Annotated in this window: 21 protein-coding genes, 1 pseudogene and 1 other annotated feature; of the genes and pseudogenes, 18 read left to right on the top strand and 4 right to left on the bottom strand. The window is 38.0% G+C overall.

The window, feature by feature from the left end:
- Nucleotides 1-103: 103 nt before the first annotated feature.
- From J2Y67_RS14085 to J2Y67_RS14160, 16 genes are all read left to right on the top strand, one after another.
- On the top strand, nucleotides 104-2,266 hold the full coding sequence (locus J2Y67_RS14085; RefSeq protein ID WP_310175045.1) for an HD family phosphohydrolase: 2,163 nt from the start codon (nucleotides 104-106) through the stop codon (nucleotides 2,264-2,266).
- Nucleotides 2,263-2,733, top strand: coding sequence for an rRNA maturation RNase YbeY (ybeY, locus tag J2Y67_RS14090; RefSeq protein ID WP_310175047.1), 471 nt, complete (start codon nucleotides 2,263-2,265; stop codon nucleotides 2,731-2,733). The genes J2Y67_RS14085 and ybeY overlap by 4 nt, the downstream gene beginning before the upstream one ends.
- Entirely contained in the window at nucleotides 2,711-3,100 is a 390-nt protein-coding gene (locus tag J2Y67_RS14095; protein WP_310175048.1) for a diacylglycerol kinase family protein, read from the top strand. Before ybeY ends, J2Y67_RS14095 begins: the two co-directional genes overlap by 23 nt.
- Before the next feature lie 176 nt (nucleotides 3,101-3,276).
- The gene (locus J2Y67_RS14100) at nucleotides 3,277-3,678 is read left to right on the top strand and encodes a cytidine deaminase (RefSeq protein WP_310175050.1); all 402 of its coding nucleotides are present in this window, start codon (nucleotides 3,277-3,279) and stop codon (nucleotides 3,676-3,678) included.
- Nucleotides 3,668-4,591: a GTPase Era gene (era, locus tag J2Y67_RS14105; protein ID WP_310175052.1), complete on the top strand. Its 924-nt coding sequence runs from the start codon at nucleotides 3,668-3,670 to the stop codon at nucleotides 4,589-4,591. The genes J2Y67_RS14100 and era overlap by 11 nt, the downstream gene beginning before the upstream one ends.
- A gap of 158 nt (nucleotides 4,592-4,749) precedes the next feature.
- The gene (locus tag J2Y67_RS14110) at nucleotides 4,750-4,893 is read left to right on the top strand and encodes a YqzL family protein (RefSeq protein WP_310175055.1); all 144 of its coding nucleotides are present in this window, start codon (nucleotides 4,750-4,752) and stop codon (nucleotides 4,891-4,893) included.
- Between the two features lie 33 nt (nucleotides 4,894-4,926).
- Complete coding sequence (gene recO / locus J2Y67_RS14115) at nucleotides 4,927-5,679, top strand: DNA repair protein RecO (RefSeq protein WP_310175056.1); 753 nt, start codon at nucleotides 4,927-4,929, stop codon at nucleotides 5,677-5,679.
- A gap of 51 nt (nucleotides 5,680-5,730) precedes the next feature.
- Nucleotides 5,731-5,920: a binding site (T-box leader), on the top strand.
- A 58-nt stretch (nucleotides 5,921-5,978) separates the two neighbouring features.
- Entirely contained in the window at nucleotides 5,979-7,361 is a 1,383-nt protein-coding gene (locus J2Y67_RS14120; protein ID WP_310175058.1) for a glycine--tRNA ligase, read from the top strand.
- 126 nt (nucleotides 7,362-7,487) lie between these two features.
- Nucleotides 7,488-8,117 (top strand): helix-turn-helix transcriptional regulator, encoded by a 630-nt coding sequence (locus J2Y67_RS14125; protein ID WP_310175059.1) that lies wholly within the window; start codon nucleotides 7,488-7,490, stop codon nucleotides 8,115-8,117.
- A gap of 35 nt (nucleotides 8,118-8,152) precedes the next feature.
- Nucleotides 8,153-8,962 carry a pyruvate, water dikinase regulatory protein gene (locus tag J2Y67_RS14130; RefSeq protein ID WP_310175061.1) on the top strand — a complete coding sequence of 270 codons (810 nt, stop codon included), beginning with the start codon at nucleotides 8,153-8,155 and terminating at the stop codon, nucleotides 8,960-8,962.
- A 319-nt stretch (nucleotides 8,963-9,281) separates the two neighbouring features.
- Nucleotides 9,282-9,485, top strand: a complete 204-nt coding sequence (locus J2Y67_RS14135) for a hypothetical protein (protein WP_310175063.1) — start codon at nucleotides 9,282-9,284, stop codon at nucleotides 9,483-9,485.
- Between the two features lie 43 nt (nucleotides 9,486-9,528).
- Nucleotides 9,529-11,337 (top strand): DNA primase, encoded by a 1,809-nt coding sequence (gene dnaG / locus J2Y67_RS14140; RefSeq protein WP_310175065.1) that lies wholly within the window; start codon nucleotides 9,529-9,531, stop codon nucleotides 11,335-11,337.
- A 42-nt stretch (nucleotides 11,338-11,379) separates the two neighbouring features.
- Nucleotides 11,380-12,507 carry an RNA polymerase sigma factor RpoD gene (rpoD, locus tag J2Y67_RS14145; RefSeq protein ID WP_310175066.1) on the top strand — a complete coding sequence of 376 codons (1,128 nt, stop codon included), beginning with the start codon at nucleotides 11,380-11,382 and terminating at the stop codon, nucleotides 12,505-12,507.
- Between the two features lie 492 nt (nucleotides 12,508-12,999).
- Nucleotides 13,000-13,368, top strand: a complete 369-nt coding sequence (gene cccA / locus J2Y67_RS14150; protein ID WP_310175068.1) for a cytochrome c550 — start codon at nucleotides 13,000-13,002, stop codon at nucleotides 13,366-13,368.
- A gap of 78 nt (nucleotides 13,369-13,446) precedes the next feature.
- Nucleotides 13,447-14,178 carry a tRNA (adenine(22)-N(1))-methyltransferase gene (locus tag J2Y67_RS14155; RefSeq protein WP_310175070.1) on the top strand — a complete coding sequence of 244 codons (732 nt, stop codon included), beginning with the start codon at nucleotides 13,447-13,449 and terminating at the stop codon, nucleotides 14,176-14,178.
- Nucleotides 14,156-15,271, top strand: a complete 1,116-nt coding sequence (locus J2Y67_RS14160) for a Nif3-like dinuclear metal center hexameric protein (RefSeq protein WP_310175072.1) — start codon at nucleotides 14,156-14,158, stop codon at nucleotides 15,269-15,271. The genes J2Y67_RS14155 and J2Y67_RS14160 overlap by 23 nt, the downstream gene beginning before the upstream one ends.
- Nucleotides 15,272-15,305: 34 nt before the next feature.
- Here the strand turns inward: J2Y67_RS14160 and J2Y67_RS14165 are convergent, their stop codons facing one another.
- Together J2Y67_RS14165 and vrrA are read right to left on the bottom strand one after the other, a co-directional pair.
- Nucleotides 15,306-16,247 (bottom strand): 4-hydroxy-3-methylbut-2-enyl diphosphate reductase, encoded by a 942-nt coding sequence (locus J2Y67_RS14165; protein ID WP_310175075.1) that lies wholly within the window; start codon nucleotides 16,245-16,247, stop codon nucleotides 15,306-15,308.
- 136 nt (nucleotides 16,248-16,383) lie between these two features.
- Complete coding sequence (gene vrrA / locus J2Y67_RS14170; protein WP_310175077.1) at nucleotides 16,384-17,151, bottom strand: VrrA/YqfQ family protein; 768 nt, start codon at nucleotides 17,149-17,151, stop codon at nucleotides 16,384-16,386.
- 263 nt (nucleotides 17,152-17,414) lie between these two features.
- Here vrrA and J2Y67_RS14175 point away from each other — a divergent pair, with 263 nt between their 5' ends.
- A complete protein-coding gene (locus J2Y67_RS14175; protein ID WP_310175078.1) occupies nucleotides 17,415-18,731 on the top strand; it encodes a DEAD/DEAH box helicase in 1,317 nt (438 codons plus the stop codon).
- A gap of 21 nt (nucleotides 18,732-18,752) precedes the next feature.
- Nucleotides 18,753-19,646, top strand: coding sequence for a deoxyribonuclease IV (locus J2Y67_RS14180; protein ID WP_310175080.1), 894 nt, complete (start codon nucleotides 18,753-18,755; stop codon nucleotides 19,644-19,646).
- A gap of 100 nt (nucleotides 19,647-19,746) precedes the next feature.
- On the opposite strand, the gene J2Y67_RS14185 is transcribed toward J2Y67_RS14180, so the two are convergent.
- Nucleotides 19,747-19,902 carry a hypothetical protein gene (locus J2Y67_RS14185; RefSeq protein ID WP_310175082.1) on the bottom strand — a complete coding sequence of 52 codons (156 nt, stop codon included), beginning with the start codon at nucleotides 19,900-19,902 and terminating at the stop codon, nucleotides 19,747-19,749.
- Between the two features lie 241 nt (nucleotides 19,903-20,143).
- A pseudogene (locus J2Y67_RS14190) lies at nucleotides 20,144-20,666 on the bottom strand (transposase); the annotation flags it as partial.
- Between the last annotated feature and the right edge of the window lie 325 nt (nucleotides 20,667-20,991).

Below are 20,991 nucleotides of genomic sequence, written 5' to 3' on the forward strand. Positions count from 1 at the left end.
CCGATTAAATTGAAACGTACATAACGATTTGATTTTTGTGGTTTTAAAAACCCATAATGTTGGTAAAGTAAATTTGCATTTGGGTCTTCTAGGGAGGATAAAGATGGAAAAAATGCAGCAACATTTTATTCGAATACGTAAGCTGTTAGATTATACGTTTTTTCGTGTATTGTTTTTTCTTGTTTTAGGATTAGCTTTATATGCTTCAATGTACAGTAATGTAAAACCTGAAAAACTGGATTTAAGTTTGTTTTCCGTTGCTGAAAAAACAATCCGTTCACCGGCGACCATTGAGGATAAAAAAAGTACGGAAATTAAGCGGCAAGAAGCAGTTGACCAGGTTCAGGATGTCTATACGCTTAAGAAGGAATATACGCAAAACCGGGTGGATTTAATTACCTCCATCTTTAATGCAGCGGCAGAAATTAATGTTGAGGAAAGTAAGAGTCCAAAGACAGATACCGAGGAAAAAACCCCTAAGGTGGAACAGCCCAGTGTTTCTGAAAAGGTATCGAAGTTAAAGGATAATCTAACTGAAAATGTTACAAAGGATCTGCCTGATTTTGTATTTTCTGCACTTGTACAGGCTGGCAGAGATGAACTTTCCATCACCAAGGATCTAACCGTTACCGCTATTAATAATGTAATGACCAAAAGAATTTCTACAAATGATGTAGAGAATGCCAAAAAAAGGGTTGAAGAGGAATTAAAATTTACTACATTGAATGATGACCTCAAAAGTGCGGCGATAGAATTAGGCAGATATGCAGTTGTTCAGAATGAATTTTATGATCCGGTAGCTACCGAGGATTTAAGAAAGCAGGCAGCGGAAAGTGTCGAACCTGTTAAAATTCTTCAAGGGCAAATCATTGTGGAGGAAGGGGAATTAATTAATCAGGAAATCTTTCGGCAGTTAAAGCTTGTTGGTTTATTAGATAATGAAAAATCATATAAACCATTCCTGGGATTGTTTATTCTGATTACGATTATCCTCTTAGCTGTTAACTATTATTTTTATCAAACAAAAGCACAGTCGGAAAAACGGCAAACAAACCTGCTTTTATTTGGAATTATTTTTATCCTGTCCATCTTTATTTTAAAGGTTATTAGCATGCTGCAAATCTTTAATTATTCTGGGATTGGCTATCTTTTCCCAGCAGCAATGGGCGGGATGCTCATTAAGATTTTAATTGATGAAAAGCTTGGAATTTTAACATCGATCATCATGGCTGTATGCGGCAGTATTGTCTTTAATGAAGGCGTAACAGGAACTTTGAATTTCTCAGAAGGAATCTATATCCTTTTTAGTTCGCTTGCTGGAATTCTGTTCTTAAGCAACCATAATCAGAGATCAAAAATATTACAAGCCGGTTCGATAACAGCAGGTGTCAATCTTATTACCATATGGGCATTGATGTTTCTGCCGAACGGTCAATTTTCCGGTCTGGAGTATGGGTATTATTTCTTAACAGCACTTGTTTCCGGAATCGCCTCTGCAGTGTTAACCATTGGTTTGCTACCTTTATTTGAAGCAAGTTTTGGAATTTTAACGACCATGAAACTGATTGAATTATCAAACCCGAATCATCCGCTCTTAAGAAAAATATTAATGGAAGCACCTGGTACCTATCATCATAGTGTCATGGTTGCCAATCTATCGGAATCAGCCTGTGAAGCGATTGGGGCAAATGGCTTGTTAGCACGAGTGGGCAGTTATTATCATGATATTGGAAAAACACGGAGACCAAACTTTTTTATTGAAAATCAAATGCATCTTGATAACCCGCATGACAGACTGCCACCAGAAAAAAGTACGAATATTATTATTGCCCATGTAACGGATGGAGGAGATGAATTAAAGAAATACCATATGCCACAGGAAATTATCGATATTGCAGAACAGCATCATGGGACAACATTACTGAAGTTCTTTTATCATAAGGCCTTGCAAAATGAGGGGGAGCCTAAGGAAGAGGATTTTCGCTATCCGGGTCCAAAAGCACAAACAAAGGAGTCGGCGGTCGTTGGAATTGCCGACAGTGTCGAGGCTGCTGTCCGCTCTCTTACACAGCCCACTCCATTATTAATCGAATCCCTTGTTAAAAAGATAGTAGCGGATCGCCTCCAGGATGGGCAGTTAAATGAATGTGATTTAACTTTAAAAGAACTTGAAACCGTAACCCATACTCTTTGTGAAACATTGAAAGGGATTTTTCACTCGAGAATTGAATATCCAGAAATGACCAAGAAGGTGAAGCAAGCATGAATTTAGTGATTGATTTTTTAGATGAAACAAATGAATTGTCTGATGAGCAAATTAAAGAAGTTGAAAATCTGTTAAACTTTGCTGCTGAAAAAGAGAAGATTGAAGACGGAAGCGAAGTTTCTGTAACCTTTGTTTCAAATGACAGGATTCAAGAAATAAATCGTGAATACCGCCATAAAGATTCCCCAACAGATGTGATTTCCTTTGCATTGGAAGAGCTTGGGGAAGGAGAAATTGAATTGGCAGGAATGGAAATGCCGCGGATTTTAGGTGATATTATCATCTCGATTCCAAAAGCGAAGGAACAAGCGGAGGAATATGGGCATTCCTTTTTAAGAGAACTTGGTTTTCTCTCCGTTCATGGATTTTTGCATTTATTGGGCTATGATCATATGACGCAGGAAGATGAAAAGGAAATGTTTACGCTGCAAAAGGGAATTTTAGATGAATATGGACTCACAAGGTAAGGGTAAACCGGTTCCATTACTACGTTCATTTGCCTACGCAATCGAAGGGATTAGGACCTCTGTAATAGCGGAAAGAAATATGCGGATCCATCTCCTTATTTCTTTCCTTGTAGTGGGAGTGTCGTTTTTCTTTTCGATAACGAAAGTAGAGTGGTTGTTTGTAATAATAGCCATTGGCGGTATGATGGCATTAGAATTAATCAATTCAGCAATTGAGCGTGTTGTTGACCTCGTTACGGAGGAATATCACTCGCTGGCCAAACAAGCTAAAGACCTTGCTGCAGGCGCTGTATTCATTTATGCAATTTTTTCCGTTATCATTGGAATTATTGTTTTTTTGCCTTACATCCAAGCGTTATTTTTGTAGATTTTTTCAACTTCTTTGAGAAAATATAAGAGGAATATGAAGGTTCTTACAGATAATTAACTTTTGGGAAAATTCAAAATTTTTTTATTACGTTTTTGCTACAAGTAATGATTTTAATTGGAAAATGAGGTAAAATAAAGTAAGCAGAAATTTTCTGCTTGAAAGGAAGAAGATTTGTGAACATTCAGCAACTAATAGAAGAATCAAAAAAAGCAAGAGAAAAAGCCTATGTTCCTTATTCAAAATTTGGTGTTGGCGCAGCGTTGTTAACAAAGGATGGGAAAGTCTATCATGGCTGTAATATCGAAAACGCTGCTTATAGCATGTGTAATTGCGCTGAGCGTACGGCCCTCTTTAGTGCCTATGCGTTAGGAGATCATGATTTTCAATTGCTGGCAGTTGTTGCAGATACCGAGCGACCTTGCTCTCCTTGTGGTGCATGCCGCCAAGTAATTTCTGAGTTATGCCCTAGGGACATGAAAGTCATATTAACAAATCTAAAAGGTGATACTTTAGAGATTACCGTAGAAGACTTACTGCCTGGTGCTTTTTCGCAGGAGGATCTGCATGCAGAATAATTGGAACGAAAACAAAGGCTATAAATCAGGGTTTATTTCCATCATTGGAAGGCCAAATGTAGGAAAATCAACTTTTCTAAATAGAGTTATTGGTCAAAAAATTGCTATTATGAGTGACAAACCTCAAACGACTCGAAATAAAATTCAAGGTGTGCTCACACTCGATGATACCCAGATGGTTTTTATTGATACACCTGGTATTCATAAACCAAAACACAAATTAGGCGACTTTATGATGAAGGTTGCTCAAAATACGCTAAAAGAAGTGGATTTAGTTTTATTTATGGTAAATGCGGAAGAAGGATTTGGCCGTGGCGAAGAATTTATTCTTGAAAAATTCCAAACCGTTAACACACCGATCTTTCTTGTGATAAATAAAATTGATCAAATACACCCTGATGATTTATTACCGATTATTGAGTCTTATAAAGAAAAATATCCGTTTAAAGAGATTGTTCCAATTTCAGCCCTTGAAGGAAATAATGTCGAACGCCTTTTGGATCAAATTAAGACTTACTTGCCAGAAGGACCGCAATATTATCCTGCGGACCAGGTAACGGACCATCCGGAGAGGTTTATTATTACAGAGTTGATTAGGGAGAAAGCGCTTCATTTAACAAGAGAAGAAATCCCTCACTCCATCGCCGTGGTTTTAGATAAAATTGAACGGCCGGCAGGGAAGGATATTATTAATGTAATGGCAACCGTTATTGTTGAAAGGGACTCGCAAAAAGGGATTATTATTGGAAAACAAGGCAGTATGCTTAAGGAAATTGGTAAACGTGCCCGGGTCGATATTGAAAATCTCCTTGGGTCAAAGGTATTTTTAGAGCTATGGGTAAAAGTCCAAAAAGATTGGCGGAATAAAATGTCCCAGCTTCGCGATTTTGGCTTTAATGAAGATGAATATTGAACTAATCACCCTAACTAAAATATTATCCTTTCAATCAAATTATGCATGGACAACATTAACAAATTTTTCGTCTTATGATTTTGGCAAAGGCAGGCTATGATAATTGTAAGGTTTGGGATATGAAAGGCTAGTCTAAATAATGAAAGGTGGGGTTTTCGATGATGGATTTTACGTGGAAAGTATTTACCCAAACAGGTAATATTAACACATATCTTCTCTTTAAAGAGCTTGAGAAGGAAAACCAAGAAATACCCGGAAATCAGAATGAAGATCTAGCGGAACTTGATTTTCCCATTTCATAAGCAAGTCTTTCGCATCCATTGGATGGTGATATCATGCTTCAGAAATGTGAAGGCATCATCATTAGAACGACAGATTACAGTGAAACGAATAAAATTGTAACCATATATACCAGGGAATGGGGGAAGGTAGGCGTTATGGCTAGGGGAGCAAAAAAGCCCAACAGCCGCCTTTCCTCCATCACCCAGCTTTTTACACATGGATATTTTCTTATTCAAAAAGGTAACGGTCTCGGCAGTTTGCAACAGGGCGAGTTGATTACCTCAATGCGTTCAATTGGTGAAGATATTTTTTTAACGGCCTATGCGAGTTATATTGTTGAATTAACAGATAAATGTACAGAGGATCGCAAGCCTAATCCTTTTCATTTTGAATTGTTATTTCAAACGTTAAATTATTTAAATGAAGGCTACGACCCAGATGTTTTAATGCATATTTACGAGATGAAAATGTTAAATGTCTTGGGATTATATCCAACATTAAATCAATGTTCCGTTTGCGGCAGTACAGACGGACTTTTTTCTTTTTCGATTCGAGAGGGCGGGCTTATCTGCCATCGATGTCTGGAAAAAGATCCGTATCATTTGAAAATTTCACAGGCTACGGTTAAATTATTTCGTTTATTTTATTTTTTTGATTTATCAAGGCTTGGCAATATATCAGTAAAGCCGGAAACAAAGGCAGAGTTAAAAAAGGTTATTTCAACTTATTATGATGAATATTCGGGACTTCATTTAAAAACAAAAAAATTTTTAAATTCTATGGATCAGTTTCGAAATCTTTTATAATTGTTTTGTTGACTTTTTAACTTGTTTTAGGTAATATTTTCTTTAAAATAAATAGTTGCTATGATGGAAAAGAGTACTTAGAATATCTCTATAAAAGCGAACCTAGGATGGTGAAAGCTAGGGTTTAGAATTCCAAGGAAGGGCGTTCCTGAGCAATCTTGTGTTGAAATGCACAAATGAAAGAGGCTGACTTAATTTTCAGCAAATAGGGTGGAACCGCGGGTTAACTCTCGTCCCTATGCTTATTGAAAGCATAGGGATGGGAGTTTTTTAGTTTATTAAAAAAAGGAGCGAAAAAAATGAGTGTCACAATGGAACAAATTGTTTCCCACGCTAAACATAGAGGCTTTATTTTTCCAGGGTCTGAAATTTACGGGGGACTTGCGAATACATGGGATTACGGTCCATTAGGTGTTGAATTTAAAAACAATATTAAACAAGCTTGGTGGAAAAAATTTGTACAGGAATCTCCCTTTAATGTAGGCTTAGATGCAAGTATTTTAATGAACCCTAGAACATGGGAAGCTTCCGGCCATATCGGTAACTTTAATGACCCAATGATTGACTGTAAGAATTGTAAAGCAAGACACCGTGCCGATAAATTAATTGAAAATGCTCTTGAAGAAAAGGGTATTGAGATGATTGTAGACGGTCTTTCATTTGATAAAATGGAAGAACTTATTAAAGAGCATAACATTGCCTGTCCTGACTGTGGAAGCCACGATTTTACCGGAATCCGTCAATTTAATTTAATGTTTAAAACTTTCCAAGGGGTAACCGAAACGAGTACGAATGAAATTTTCCTTCGTCCGGAAACCGCCCAAGGTATTTTTGTTAACTTTAAAAATGTACAGCGGACGATGAGGAAAAAACTTCCGTTTGGTATTGCTCAAATTGGAAAAAGCTTCCGGAATGAAATTACACCAGGTAATTTTACTTTCCGTACAAGAGAATTTGAACAAATGGAATTGGAGTTCTTCTGTAAACCAGGTGAAGAACTAAAATGGCATGATTATTGGAAGGAATATGCTGAAAAATGGCTCCATTCATTAGGTTTAAATAAAGAAAACCTGCGTCTTCGCGATCACTCGGAGGATGAGCTTTCACATTACAGTAATGCGACAACTGATTTTGAATATAAATTCCCGTTCGGCTGGGGAGAACTATGGGGTGTTGCTTCAAGAACAGATTATGATTTGAAACAACATATGCAATTTTCTGGTGAAGACTTTAATTATATTGATCCGGAAACAAATGAAAGGTATATCCCGTTCTGTATCGAACCATCCTTGGGAGCCGATCGTGTAACCCTTGCTTTCCTAATCGATGCTTACGATGAGGAACAGCTTGAAGATGGAACATCACGTACCGTGATGCATTTCCACCCTGCGTTAGCTCCTATTAAGGCTGCAGTACTTCCTTTATCGAAAAAACTTTCTGAGGAAGCAAGAGAAGTGTTTAGCACATTAGCAAAATATTTTACAGTGGATTATGATGAAGCAGGTTCAATTGGTAAAAGATACCGCCGCCATGATGAAATTGGAACACCTTACTGCATTACCTATGACTTTGATTCAAAAGAAGATCAAATGGTTACAGTAAGAGACCGGGATACAATGGAACAAACACGTATTCCAATCGCTGAACTAGTAAGCTTTTTACAAGAAAAGATGGTATTTTAAAAAAATTAAAAAGGTGCGGGATTCCGCACCTTTTTGAAATGATATCTTTTTAACTTAAAATAAAAATCGTATATAATAATGCTAACAAAGATTAAATTGTGGCTATATTCATGAGCTTGTAAGGCGGTGAGGAAAATCGAACTGACAAAAAGGCAAGAGCAAATTTTGCAAATCGTCCAGGAAAATGGTCCGATAACGGGGGAGCATATTGCTGAACAATTAAATCTAACAAGAGCTACACTTAGACCGGACCTAGCCATCCTTACGATGGCCGGATATTTAGATGCACGGCCGCGTGTCGGGTATTTTTATACAGGCAAATCAGGTTCCCAGCTTTTAACGGAAAATTTAAAAAAGTTTTACGTAAAAGATTATCAGTCTATTCCTGTAGTAGTCAATGAAAATGTTTCAGTGTATGATGCAATTTGTACAATGTTCCTAGAGGATGTGGGTACATTATTTGTAGTAGACCAAAACTCTTTATTGGTTGGGGTTTTGTCAAGGAAAGATTTACTGCGGGCAAGTATAGGAAAACAAGAGCTTACATCCATACCTGTAAACATCATCATGACAAGAATGCCCAATATTACAATGTGTGAAAAAGAAGACCTGTTAATTGATATTGCCCAAAAATTAATTGATAAACAAATTGACGCTTTACCGGTTGTAAGAAGGACTGACAAAGGTTTCGAAGTGATTGGCAGAGTTACGAAAACAAATATTGCAAAAGCTTTTGTTGCTCTTGGGAATGAATAAGGTAAAGATTTTTGCAGAGGAGCTGTTTAAGGGGAATGAATATACCGATTATTTATGTTGTATCTGATTCAGTGGGTGAAACAGCTGAGTTGGTAACCAAAGCAGCAATTAGCCAATTTAATGGTTCAGGGATGGTCTTGAAAAGATATCCCTATGTGGAAGATCAGGAACATATTGATGAAGTGATTTCGCTCGTATTAATGGATCAAGCGATGATTGCCTTTACACTGGTAAAACCGGAAATGCGTACATATATGATGAAAAAGGCAGATGAGTCGGGAATCCACACGGTTGATTTAATGGGTCCATTAATGGATCAAATTCAGGTCTTTAGCGGCAAAACACCTTTATGCGAACCAGGGTTAGTAAGGAAACTAGATGAAGATTATTTTAAAAAGGTTGAGGCTATTGAATTTGCTGTAAAATATGATGACGGAAGGGATCCAAGAGGGATACTAAAGGCGGATATTGTCTTAATTGGAGTATCTAGAACTTCAAAAACTCCTTTATCCCAGTATCTTGCGCATAAACGGTTAAAGGTTGCCAATGTTCCTTTAGTGCCAGAAGTTGACCCTCCTGAAGAATTATATAAGGTTCCGGCCGAAAAATGCTTTGGACTAAAAATTAGCCCTGAAAAATTGAATAATATCAGAAGAGAACGCTTGATAGCATTAGGGTTAAATGATAGCGCCAGCTATGCAAATATTGAGCGGATTAAGGAAGAATTATCTTTTTTTGATCATGTTGTACAGAAAATCGGCTGTCCGGTAATTGATGTGACCAATAAAGCAGTAGAAGAAACAGCGAATGTCATTTTAAATTACTTTCATAAAAATAGACGATGACACATAATCTCTTTTGATTATGTGTTTTTTCTGTCAGGACTGATACCCAACAATTGGTTGAAAAAAGAAAATAAAAATGATGGTAAAATCAGAATGAATATACTATAATAAAAAATTGTGATAAAAATGAATCTTTTAGGTTTAGACTTGCATCTGAACGAATAAACTATTTATTGTTAGATGTCAAGGGAACCCCTCTGAAAAAATTCGACATAAATCCTTTTTATAAAAGTTATCGGCTAAAGAAGGAATATATGGAGTGATGTAGAATTTATACTACTATTAACGGCAGTCCGACTATTTTTGCCGATGCAGACTCATGCCCAGTAAAAGTGGAATTGTCGAAATTGCTTCCGATTTTTCTGTTAAAGTTCTTTTTGTCACTTCCTATGATCATCATGGAACAAAGGATTTTACATACTCAACTTGGAAATATGTTGATTCTAGGAAAAAAGATTCACAAGACAGGGCAAAATTTATGTTGTCTTTAACAAAAATTTTGTCGAAAATTGCAGGAATTTAATTATTCTTTGTAGAATAATTGTTTAACAAATGGAGTTGTTTTCATGGCTGACCGAATTGCAGACGAAAAAATAGACCAAATTCGTCAGGCTGTTGATATTGTTGAAGTAATCAGTGATTATGTTCAACTTAAAAAACAGGGTAGAAATTATTTCGGATTATGCCCATTCCATGGAGAAAATACCCCATCATTTTCCGTTTCATCCGATAAACAAATTTTCCATTGCTTTGGATGTGGTGCGGGTGGAAATGTTTTTACTTTTTTAATGGAGCTTGAAGGTATTTCTTTTCAGGAAGCTGCTGTGAATCTGGCTGAAAAGGTGAATATTGAGCTTCAGGTGAATTTCTCTCATGATGGAAAAGAGAAACGAATTTCAAAAGAACTTCAATCCATTCAAGATGCTCATGAACTTTTACGTAAATTTTATCATCACTTGCTTGTAAACACAAAAGAGGGTCAGCATGCATTAGAGTATTTGTCTAAACGAGGCTTTACCAGGGAATCGATTGATAAGTTTCAAATTGGCTATTCTTTAAATTCTTGGGATTTTGTTTATAAATTTCTCGCAAAAAGAGATTTTCCACAGGAATGGATGGAGAAAGCCGGTTTGATTATCAAGCGTGAAAAAGACGGGACCTATTTCGACCGATTTAGGGATCGGGTCATGTTTCCAATTTTTGATCGAAATGGTAAAACGATTGCTTTTTCAGGGAGATCTCTCGGGGCCGACGAGCCCAAGTATTTAAATAGTCCCGAAACTGCAATCTTTAATAAGAGTAAAATTTTATATAATTTTCATTTGGCAAGGCCAAGTATGAAAAAAGCACAGCAGGCGGTTCTATTTGAAGGATTTGCAGATGTAATAGCTGCAGACCGGGCTGAAATTGAAAATGGGATTGCTACCATGGGGACTGCGCTGACAGATGACCATATAGCTCTGCTAAGGCAAAATGTTCAATCCGTTTTGATTTGCTATGATTCCGACAACGCTGGAATTGAAGCCGCCTATCGTGCGGGCCGATTGCTTGGTGATTCGGGACTACAGCTTAAAGTAGCAATGATGCGGGATAGCAAAGACCCGGATGAATATATTAATAAATTTGGTCCTGAAAAGTTCCGCAACGAAGTAATTGGTGCAAGTTTAACCTGGATGTCTTTTAAATTTCTTTATTTTCGAAGAGGAAAAAATCTTCAGCAAGAAGGAGATAGGCTAACCTATATCGAAGAAATAATTAGGGAAATAAGTAAATTACCAATGGCTGTTGAAAGGGATCATTATCTAAGGCAGCTTGCGGCTGAATTTTCATTATCTCTGGATGCTTTAAAGCAACAGCAAAAACAAATCTTTTTTGCAGAAAAAAAGAAAGCAAATGCAACCAATGCACCGCTTAATAAATCAATTATTAAGCCGATGCAAGTGAATGATTTAAAACCTGCACACATCAATGCAGAACGGTACTTAATAGCCCATATGCTAAAAAATAGAGATATTGCCTATAAAGTGCAGGAATTATTGCAGGGACAAACGTTTAATGTGGATGAACATCAGGCAATAATAACCTATCTGTTTGGATTTTATGAAGAACATCTCCAGCCCGACTCAAGTGCTTTTTTATCCTATATCCAAGATGATAATCTTAGAAGTTTGGTTGCAAACATTGAAATGATGTCAATCAATGATGAATTAAGCAGCCAAGAATTAAATGATTATATCAAACAGGTGTTGAATTATCAAAAGATGTTAAAGATAAAAGAAAAAGAACTTGAAGAAAGAGAAGCTGATCGAAATAAGGATTACAAGAAGGCAGCTGAAATTGCAATGGAAATTATTCAATTACGAAAATCGCTTTAATACTTATTATAGTGTCTTTGATTTCTGGAAGGAGGGGGACATATGGCTGAAAAATCTGCCCGTTCAAAAGAGGTTGAAAATGAATTAACCCTTGAACAAGTAAAAGACCAGATTACCGAGCTGGGAAAAAAAATTGGTGTCCTTGCCTACGATGATATTGCTGAAAAAATGGCTAATTTTGATTTAGAATCTGATCAAATGGATGAGTTTTATGAATTCCTGGGTGATCAAGGAATCGAATTAGTCGGAGAAAGTGACGAGGAAGACCCAAATGTTAATCAATTAGCAAAAGAAGATGATGACGAATTTGATTTAAATGATCTTAGCGTTCCTCCTGGAGTTAAGATTAATGACCCTGTTCGTATGTACTTGAAGGAAATCGGCCGCGTCGATTTACTTTCAGCTGAAGAGGAAATTTCATTGGCAAACCGGATTGAACAGGGGGATGAAGAAGCGAAGCGACGTCTCGCTGAAGCCAATCTGCGACTTGTTGTCAGTATTGCTAAACGCTATGTCGGTCGTGGAATGCTATTCCTTGATTTAATTCAGGAAGGAAATATGGGTCTGATTAAAGCGGTAGAAAAATTTGACTATCGTAAAGGGTTTAAGTTTAGTACGTACGCAACATGGTGGATTCGGCAAGCTATCACACGCGCGATTGCTGACCAAGCTCGTACAATCCGTATTCCCGTTCACATGGTTGAAACCATCAATAAATTAATTCGAGTCCAGCGTCAATTATTACAGGATCTTGGCCGCGAACCAACTCCTGAAGAAATTGGTGAGGATATGGATTTAACACCGGATAAGGTAAGAGAAATCCTTAAAATTGCTCAGGAACCTGTTTCCCTTGAGACTCCAATAGGAGAGGAAGACGATTCCCATCTTGGAGATTTTATCGAAGATCAGGATGCAACTTCACCTTCTGAGCATGCGGCTTATGAATTGCTTAAAGAGCAGCTAGAGGATGTTCTCGATACGTTAACCGATCGGGAAGAAAATGTTCTTCGCCTCCGCTTCGGATTAGATGATGGACGAACCCGTACTCTTGAAGAAGTAGGAAAGGTTTTCGGTGTAACCCGAGAACGTATCCGCCAGATTGAAGCAAAAGCATTGCGTAAATTACGGCATCCTAGCCGCAGTAAACGTCTTAAAGACTTTTTAGAATAAAACTTCCTTTAAATAGTTTACTTCTTTATTGAAGTAAACTATTTTTTTTAGCTTTATAGGACTTTTGATTTTTATTTTACTGAATTGTCTTTCATTTTGCAAATAAGCTTTCAAATTCTTTTTACATAAAATTAGTAAAAAGTTTTTCTGAAAAAGGAATTATTTGGATTTTTATAAACGAAGTTAGGAAACCCTCTCCATTCCACCTATATCCATATAATATTATATATTTGAAATTTTTAAATATTACGAAAATAAAGTATACCCCTGTATAATATAAAAAGCATATATATGCTTTTAAACAAGGAAATAGGGGAAAATAAAGAGAGGCTGAGCGGGAAAAAATTTTCAGTCTCTTTTATCTTTTTTTATAAAGAATATTGGACAAAGTAAGATTAGGACTTTTCCTTCTGTCGATTTTCAAGTAAAATAGTAGTTGTTTGTAGACGTTCTATTATTTAACAGATTTACTTACATAAGGGAGGTTATATCATGAAGCGAAATCCGGTCATTCCTTACATTCTTATCTTTGTTTTTGGAATCGGATTAACATTCTTATTATCCTTTAAAGGCCTCGGCGATATGAAAGAGGTTGCGAAGGATAAAAATGGAGGTAAGGGCAGCGAAAAGACAGAAACAGTTGCTACTAATCCTGAAGATATTTATAAACAAACATGTGTTGGCTGCCACGGTGACCAATACCAAGGTGTAGTAGGTCCTTCGCTGAAAGGTATCGGCAGTAAGGTATCTAAGGATGAGATTATTCACATCATCACAAAAGGTAAAGGCAATATGCCGCCAAACCTAGTTCCACAAGAACAAGCCGAAGCAATGGCAGAGTGGGTATCAAAGATTAAATAAAAAGAGAAAGTCCTTTGCATCTGTAAAGGACTTTTTTTATACTATAAAGATGGAATCTAAAAGGTGTGGTGAAAATTTTTGAATACGGATAAACTATCTAACCGTTTAGAGACGGTTGCAAAATATGTTCAGAATGGAGCAAAGATTGCCGATATTGGCTCTGATCATGCTTATTTACCTTGTTTTCTTGCAAAAAAAGGAACAATTTCATTGGCTATTGCCGGGGAAGTGGTGGAAGGACCGTTCAAATCAGCAGCCAGAAATGTGCAATCGGAGGGGTTAGCGGATATTGTTTCTGTTCGTTTAGGTGACGGATTGGAAGTCATTGAGCCTGGTGAAGTCGATTGCATTACGATTGCAGGAATGGGGGGGACATTAATTGCCACCATTTTGGATAAAGGAAAAGAGAAACTGCAGAAAGTCATGCGCCTCGTCTTACAACCAAATATAAGTGCATCCTCCATTCGGAAATGGCTGTTAGACCATCAATGGGAGCTTATTGCCGAAGAGATTCTCGAGGAAGATGGAAAAATATACGAGGTTTTGGCAGCTGAAAAAGGTGACCCTTATAAACCATATGGAAACACCCAATTAGAATTAGAGCTTTTAGTTGGCCCCTTTTTATTAAAAACAAAAGATGAAACGTTTAAAAAGAAATGGCGAATGGAAAAGGAAAATTGGAAAAGAATATACTCCCAGCTTGAAGGGGCGACATCTTCCGAAGAAACAGAGCTGAAAAAACAGGAGCTATTAGAGAAAATTAAAATGGTAGAGGAGGCGCTAGGGGATGAAAATAGCGAACGGTCATGAAATTATCCAATTATTTGAACGGTTTTCTCCGAAAGAGTTAGCAATGGAGGGAGATAAAATCGGTTTGCAGATTGGTCGGTTAAACAAGAAAGTGGAACGAATGATGATTGCCCTTGATGTCCTGGAGGAAGTCATTGACGAGGCAATTGAAAAAAATGTGCAGCTCATTATTGCCCACCATCCTCCTATCTTTCGACCGCTAAAAAACCTGCTTACGGACACAACACAGGGAAGAATGATTGAAAAATTGCTAAAACACGATATTGCCGTTTATGCAGCTCATACAAACCTTGATGTGGCTACAGGCGGAGTTAATGATTTACTTGCAGAGGTTCTTGGATTAGAAAATCCAAAAGTTCTGGTTCCTACATATGAAACCCCGTTAAAAAAAATAGTTGTTTTTGTGCCAAAAAGCCATGGACAACAGGTGAGACAAGCACTTGGAAATGCGGGGGCAGGCTTTATTGGAAACTATAGCCATTGTTCCTTTTCAACAGAAGGCACAGGAAGGTTTTTACCGGGAGAAAATACACATCCGTATTTAGGGCAGCCCGGACATTTAGAAGAAGCTGAAGAAGTTCGGATTGAAACCATTATTCCTGAACCGCTGTTGAAAAAAGCCCTTTCAGCCATAATTAAAGCTCATCCATATGAAGAAGCCGCCTATGATGTATATCCGGTTGACAATACTGGAGAGGTACTTGGATTAGGCAGAATTGGAACGGTTCAAGAGATGACATTAAAGGAATTTGCCGAGAAGGCTAAGACCTCACTTGAGGTAGAAAAAGTAAGGGTTGTTGGTGATTTAAACGCTAAAGTAAAAAAAGTTGCTGTGTTGGGCGGCGACGGAAATAAATATTTCACACATGCTAAGTTTAATGGTGCAGATGTATATGTTACGGGAGATATATATTACCACACGGCACATGATGCAATGATGCAGGGATTGAATATGATTGATCCGGGTCATAACGTAGAAAAAGTAATGAAAAAAGGTGTTACCGCCGTACTTCAAAAAATGTGTAAAGAATCAGGCTACCAAGTTGAGATTTTTCCTTCAGAAATTAATACTGATCCGTTTCAATTTATATAAACAAAAGAGCCGGTCATGGTGACCGGTTCTTTTATTAATCTTTTTTCACTTTTGGTAATATCTTGTTTAATGGGATACTTTTTTTCCGAACCCAGGTTGTTACATTATTTGGATCGAATTGTTCAAGAAATGTAATGACTTCCTTGGTTATCGGTGTTGGTGTAGATGCCCCAGAAGTGACTGCAACCGTTTTTGCATCCTTTATCCAATCAATTTCCAATTCCTCGATATTTGCAATACGATAAGCCTTTGTTCCGGCAATTTCCTCTGAAACCTGTGCAAGACGATTTGAATTATTACTTTTTGGATCACCAACGACAATCGTCACGTCTGCTTCAGTCGCTTGCCCAGCTACCGCTTCTTGACGAATTTGCGTAGCATGACAGATTTCATTATGGACTTCCACATGCGGATACTTTTCCTGAACCTTCTTCATTGTATCTGCGACGTCCCATTGGCTCATAGTTGTTTGATTTGTAACAATGAGTTTGTCACAGTCAATATTTAATGCTTCTACATCCTCAGGAGTCTGTACTAAGTGGACAAGTCCAGGGGCAACGCCGACAGCACCTTCTGGTTCCGGATGTCCTTTTTTTCCAATATAGATGGTTTGGTATCCCTGCTTTGTTTTTTCATGTATTAAATCATGGGTCCTTGTTACATCGGGACATGTAGCATCAATGGTAACAAGGCCTTTTTCTTTAGCAATCTGCCGAACCTCTGGAGAAATACCGTGGGCAGTAAAAATAACTGTACCTGATTCAACTTTATCAAGGATATCTTTGCGATTTTCTCCGTCAAGCGTAATAATTCCTTCTTCGGCAAAAGCATCAGTTACATGCTTATTATGAACGAGCATCCCGAGAATATAAATCGGGCGTGGTAATGTTTTATCTAATGCAGCATTTCTAGCGATAACCATGGCATCGACAACACCGTAACAATAACCGCGTGGCGATATTTTTATTATTTCCATATACAAAGTCCTCCTAAAAAAGAACATGAAATTCACAATCTATGTATTTATTATATAAAACTAATAGAAATAAAACAAAGATACATTTTTTCCACAATAGAAAAGTAAAAAGAATGCTGTTCCCAGCATTCTTGGTTTAAATATAGAGTTTAGGGACCGATGTACCCCTCTGACGATGTGTTTCTTGTCGGTTTGAATGTTTCCTTGATGTTTGTTTTTGTACTGAATTATGGCTGCTTGAATGTTTTCCGGATGTCTGCTGGTTTTTTGGCTGAGTTCGTTTTTTACTTCTTTTTGTAGTGTTAGAAGTAGTTCTTGAACTCGATTCATCCTTCAATGTTTCTTTTTTCCCTGTGCTCTCGTCAACTTTTGCTGCATCTCCCGTGCTATCTGGAGCATTTTTTAAGCCCCTGTATAATTTCCACATCGCGGGCAGATTTTTGACGAGCGGGCCGTACTGTTGAATCATCGGGCCAATGGTTTGAGCTGTTTTTAACACTTGCTGGGTGTTATTTAAAAAACCACTGATACCACCCGGATTACTTAAGGACTGCAGGAGTCCTCCTCCACCGGAAGCTGCCCTGCCGGCGCCCTGCATGGTACCTAGTCCACCCATTCCGCCTGCCGGATTGCCCCTTCCTAATATCCTTGAAAGCAGTCCTCCGCCGCCTCTTCCCATTTGCCCGGCTCCGCCCATCATTGGATTACCGCCGCCAAACATATTAGCACCTGGGCCCGCCATCTGATTTCTGCCGCCAAACAAATTAGCACCTGATCCTCCCATAGGGCTTCTGCCGCCAAACGGGTTCATCATGGGGCCGCCTCCGCCAAATGGATTTGAACCGGGTCCCATCATTCGGGGTCCCATTCCCCCTTGCATTCCGTTCATAGGTCCTGGCTGCATCTCTATACCTCCCCCCCAAAAACGTCTTCATGCTTTAAAATATGCTTATAACTAATTTTGGTTTAGGTCTAATGCACAGGACGAACAGGAAAATTTCTGATTTAAAAGCAGATAAAAGGTAAAAGATGATAATAGAAAAAAGATTACTGGAGTTTTGGATGAATATTTACTATAATTGCATGATGGAAGAAAAGCGGAAACTCTTGTAAAAGCAAGAAAACGATTCCTAAAAAAACAGATTATTTATTATGAGGAGCAATTAAATGAAGGAAAATCAATTTGATCGTTTTAAATTTCAACCTTTTATAATAGAAGCATTAAATCAACTCGGTTTTTATCAGCCAACTGAAATTCAAGAAAAGATGATTCCACTGGTTTTAAAATCAGAAAGCGCTATTGGACAATCACAAACTGGGACCGGTAAAACACATGCTTTCATTTTACCTATTCTTGAAAAAATCAAGCCGGAGGTTCAACAGGTTCAAGCAGTGATTACGGCCCCTACAAGGGAACTGGCCTCGCAAATTTATCATCAAATATTAAAAATGACTGAACATTGCAGTCCAGACCAATCAATCATGACAAGGTGCTACATTGGTGGGACGGACAAGCAGCGGACAATTGATAAATTAAAGGTCCAGCCTCATATTGTGGTAGGGACACCGGGAAGAATTAAGGATCTTATGACTGAACAGGCCTTATTTGTTCATACAGCGGACCTTCTCGTTGTCGATGAAGCGGATATGATGCTTGATATGGGTTTCATTGAAGATTTGGATCAGGTTGCAGCGAAGATGCTGGATAAATTACAAATGTTGGTATTTTCTGCAACTATTCCCGAAAAGCTGAAACCGTTCCTCAAAAAATATATGGAAAATCCTAAGATTATTCAAATCGATTCAAAACAAAGAGCAGCAGTCAATTTAGAGCATTTTCTTTTACCATCAAGGCATCGAAATAAAAAACAATTGGTTTATGATGCATTGGTCACATACAATCCTTATTTAGCAATTGTTTTTACGAATACCAAAAAAATGGCGGAAGAAGTTGCCGGTTTTTTAATTGAAAAAGGATTAAAGGTTGGAAGGGTTCATGGTGATTTAAACCCACGTGAGCGTAAAAAAATGATGAAGCAGATTCAAGACCTGGAATTCCAATATATTGTTGCTACCGATTTGGCAGCAAGAGGAATTGATATCGAAGGGGTCAGCCATGTCATTAACTATGAACTGCCAACAGATTTAGATTTTTATGTTCATCGGGTAGGGAGAACGGCAAGAGCCGGAAATTCGGGAATTGCTCTCACCATCTACGACCTTTCTGATGAAGATGCCCTTAACCGTTTAGAAAAAATGGGGATACAGTTTAAATATGTAGACATTAAAAATGATGAATTTGTTGTGATAGAGGACAGAAATAGACGGAAAACACGGGTAAAACAAGAGGACGCGGCGGATAAAATTGCAAAGTCAATGATTAAAAAACCGCAAAAGGTTAAACCGGGCTATAAAAAGAAAATGCAATGGGAAATGGATAAAATTAAAAAACGTCAGCGAAAATTAAATCAGAGAAAAAAATAACGTGTGAATGGAGAGGGAAGAATGCTGAAAATTGGATCTCACGTTTCCATGAGCGGAAAGAAAATGCTATTGGCTGCAAGTGAAGAAGCTGTATCTTATGGTGCAAATACGTTCATGATTTATACAGGTGCACCGCAAAACACAAGAAGAAAAAAGATTGAGGATTTGAACATTGAAGCAGGAAGAAGACATATGGAAGAGAACGGCATTTCCGAAATTGTTGTTCATGCCCCCTATATCATTAATATTGGGAATACGACAAATCCCGATACCTATGAATTAGGTGTTAGATTCCTTCGATCAGAAATTGAACGGACAGAAGCAATCGGAGCAAAACAAATTGTGCTCCATCCTGGTGCGCATGTCGGCGAAGGAACGGAAGCAGGAATTAAAAAAATTATTGAAGGATTAAATGAAGTCTTAACAGGAAAAGAAAACTTGCAAATAGCGTTGGAAACAATGGCAGGGAAAGGCTCTGAATGCGGGAAATCTTTTGAGGAGCTTGCGATGATTATCGATGGGGTTACCTACAGTGACAAGCTTTCGGTTTGTTTTGATACCTGCCATACCCATGATGCCGGCTATAATATTGTTGAGGATTTTGATGGTGTATTAAATGAATTTGATAAAATGATTGGAATAGACCGCTTAAAGGTTCTGCATATTAATGACAGTAAAAATGCTGTCGGGATGAGAAAGGACCGCCATGAAAATATTGGATTTGGGCATATTGGGTTTAATGCACTGAACTACATTATCCACCATCCACAGCTTACCGATATTCCCAAAATCTTAGAAACCCCATTTGTTGGTGAGGACAAAAATAATAAAAAGGCTCCCTATAAATTTGAAATTGCAATGCTTCGTGAACAGAGGTTCAATGACAATCTTCTGGATGAAATCATGCAAGCATAAGGAAAAAGCTGAGCAGCAGACAAAGCTTCAGATTGTCGAGAAAGGGTATTTTTCTCGGCAATTTTTTTATTATGTCTGAATCTAAACTACCGCTTTTTCATTAAATATTTGTACCTGCTAACTGGCCTGTTGATTTCCGCTCCGGGTGCTTCGCTTTCCGCGGGCGTGCCGGGGAGCCTCCTCGTCGCTTTGCTCCTGCGGGGTCTCCCCTGCCCCGTACTCCCGCAGGAGTCTTCGCACCCTCCGCTCCAATCAACAGGGGAGAATCAACCTAATAAATTGCCACACACTTTTTCTTGCCTGGCTAAGTGTGTGACAATCTTTTTTATATTTTGGCAGGCTGCAGTTAGGTGAGCCTGTTCACTTACATTCTTCAATCCCCGTAAACCAGCAGTAGCGAAGCCCATAGCTCTTTTGAGTCTGCGAAGCTTCGCTCAATTTTTTCCTTTCTAAATTTATAAAGCATTTTTCTCGATTCAGATGAGGTCCCTTTCCTATAACGGCTTTTTCCCAGACTTGATTCTAACCTCTTCTATTGCTTTATTTAATTCATCAAAATATTCGCGAGTCTCTATTTCCGCTTCTTCTTTTGTAAACTTATGTTTATTGGCGTTTGCCTTTAAATGAGTAGAGTCCGTAAATAGAACACGTCCCCCAAACATTTGGTGATTCATTGCTAGGAGAACAATTTCATAAAAAATATCCTGAAAAATATCGGTTTCTTTAAAACGGTTTCGACGATTCCAACTAATCGTCGAATGATGTGGAACTGGATCATGGAATTTTAAACCTAATAACCAACGGTAGGCAATTTTCATTTTAATTTCTCATCCAAGTTGTCTTTCAGAACGAATACCAAAAAGATATCCAATGAACATCATTTTAAAAAAGAATGAGGGGATAGGATGGTCGGCCGTTATCCTCGCTATAAAAAGGACGAACTTTTTCTATAAGAAATGAAAAATCTATATATTTATCAATCAAACGCAGAAGGTGATCGTCCGGAACTAGTACATCAATAGAAACAAATTCATATTCACTCTGATTAAACCCTTTTGGCTAAAACATTAATTTCACCACTTATTTTTATTTTATTAGTTTAGAGGAAATTCTTTATTGAATACCGCAGAGTTGATTGGAGCGGAAGGCGCGAAGACTCCTCGGAAATGCTATCGCATTTCCTTCGTGCGTGGGCGGATTCGAGGAAGCAATTCAATGTCCTGCGGGAGTACGGGGCAGGAGAGACCCCGCAGGAGCGAAGCGACGAGTTATCATGAACGAAACTAGCTCCTACTCGTAAATACGTAGGTTAATTTGGTTAGGATGTTTAGTGGAACACCAAACC

The sequence above is a fragment of the Neobacillus niacini genome (genome assembly GCF_031456445.1).
Lineage (GTDB): Bacteria > Bacillota > Bacilli > Bacillales > Cytobacillaceae > Neobacillus > Neobacillus niacini_I.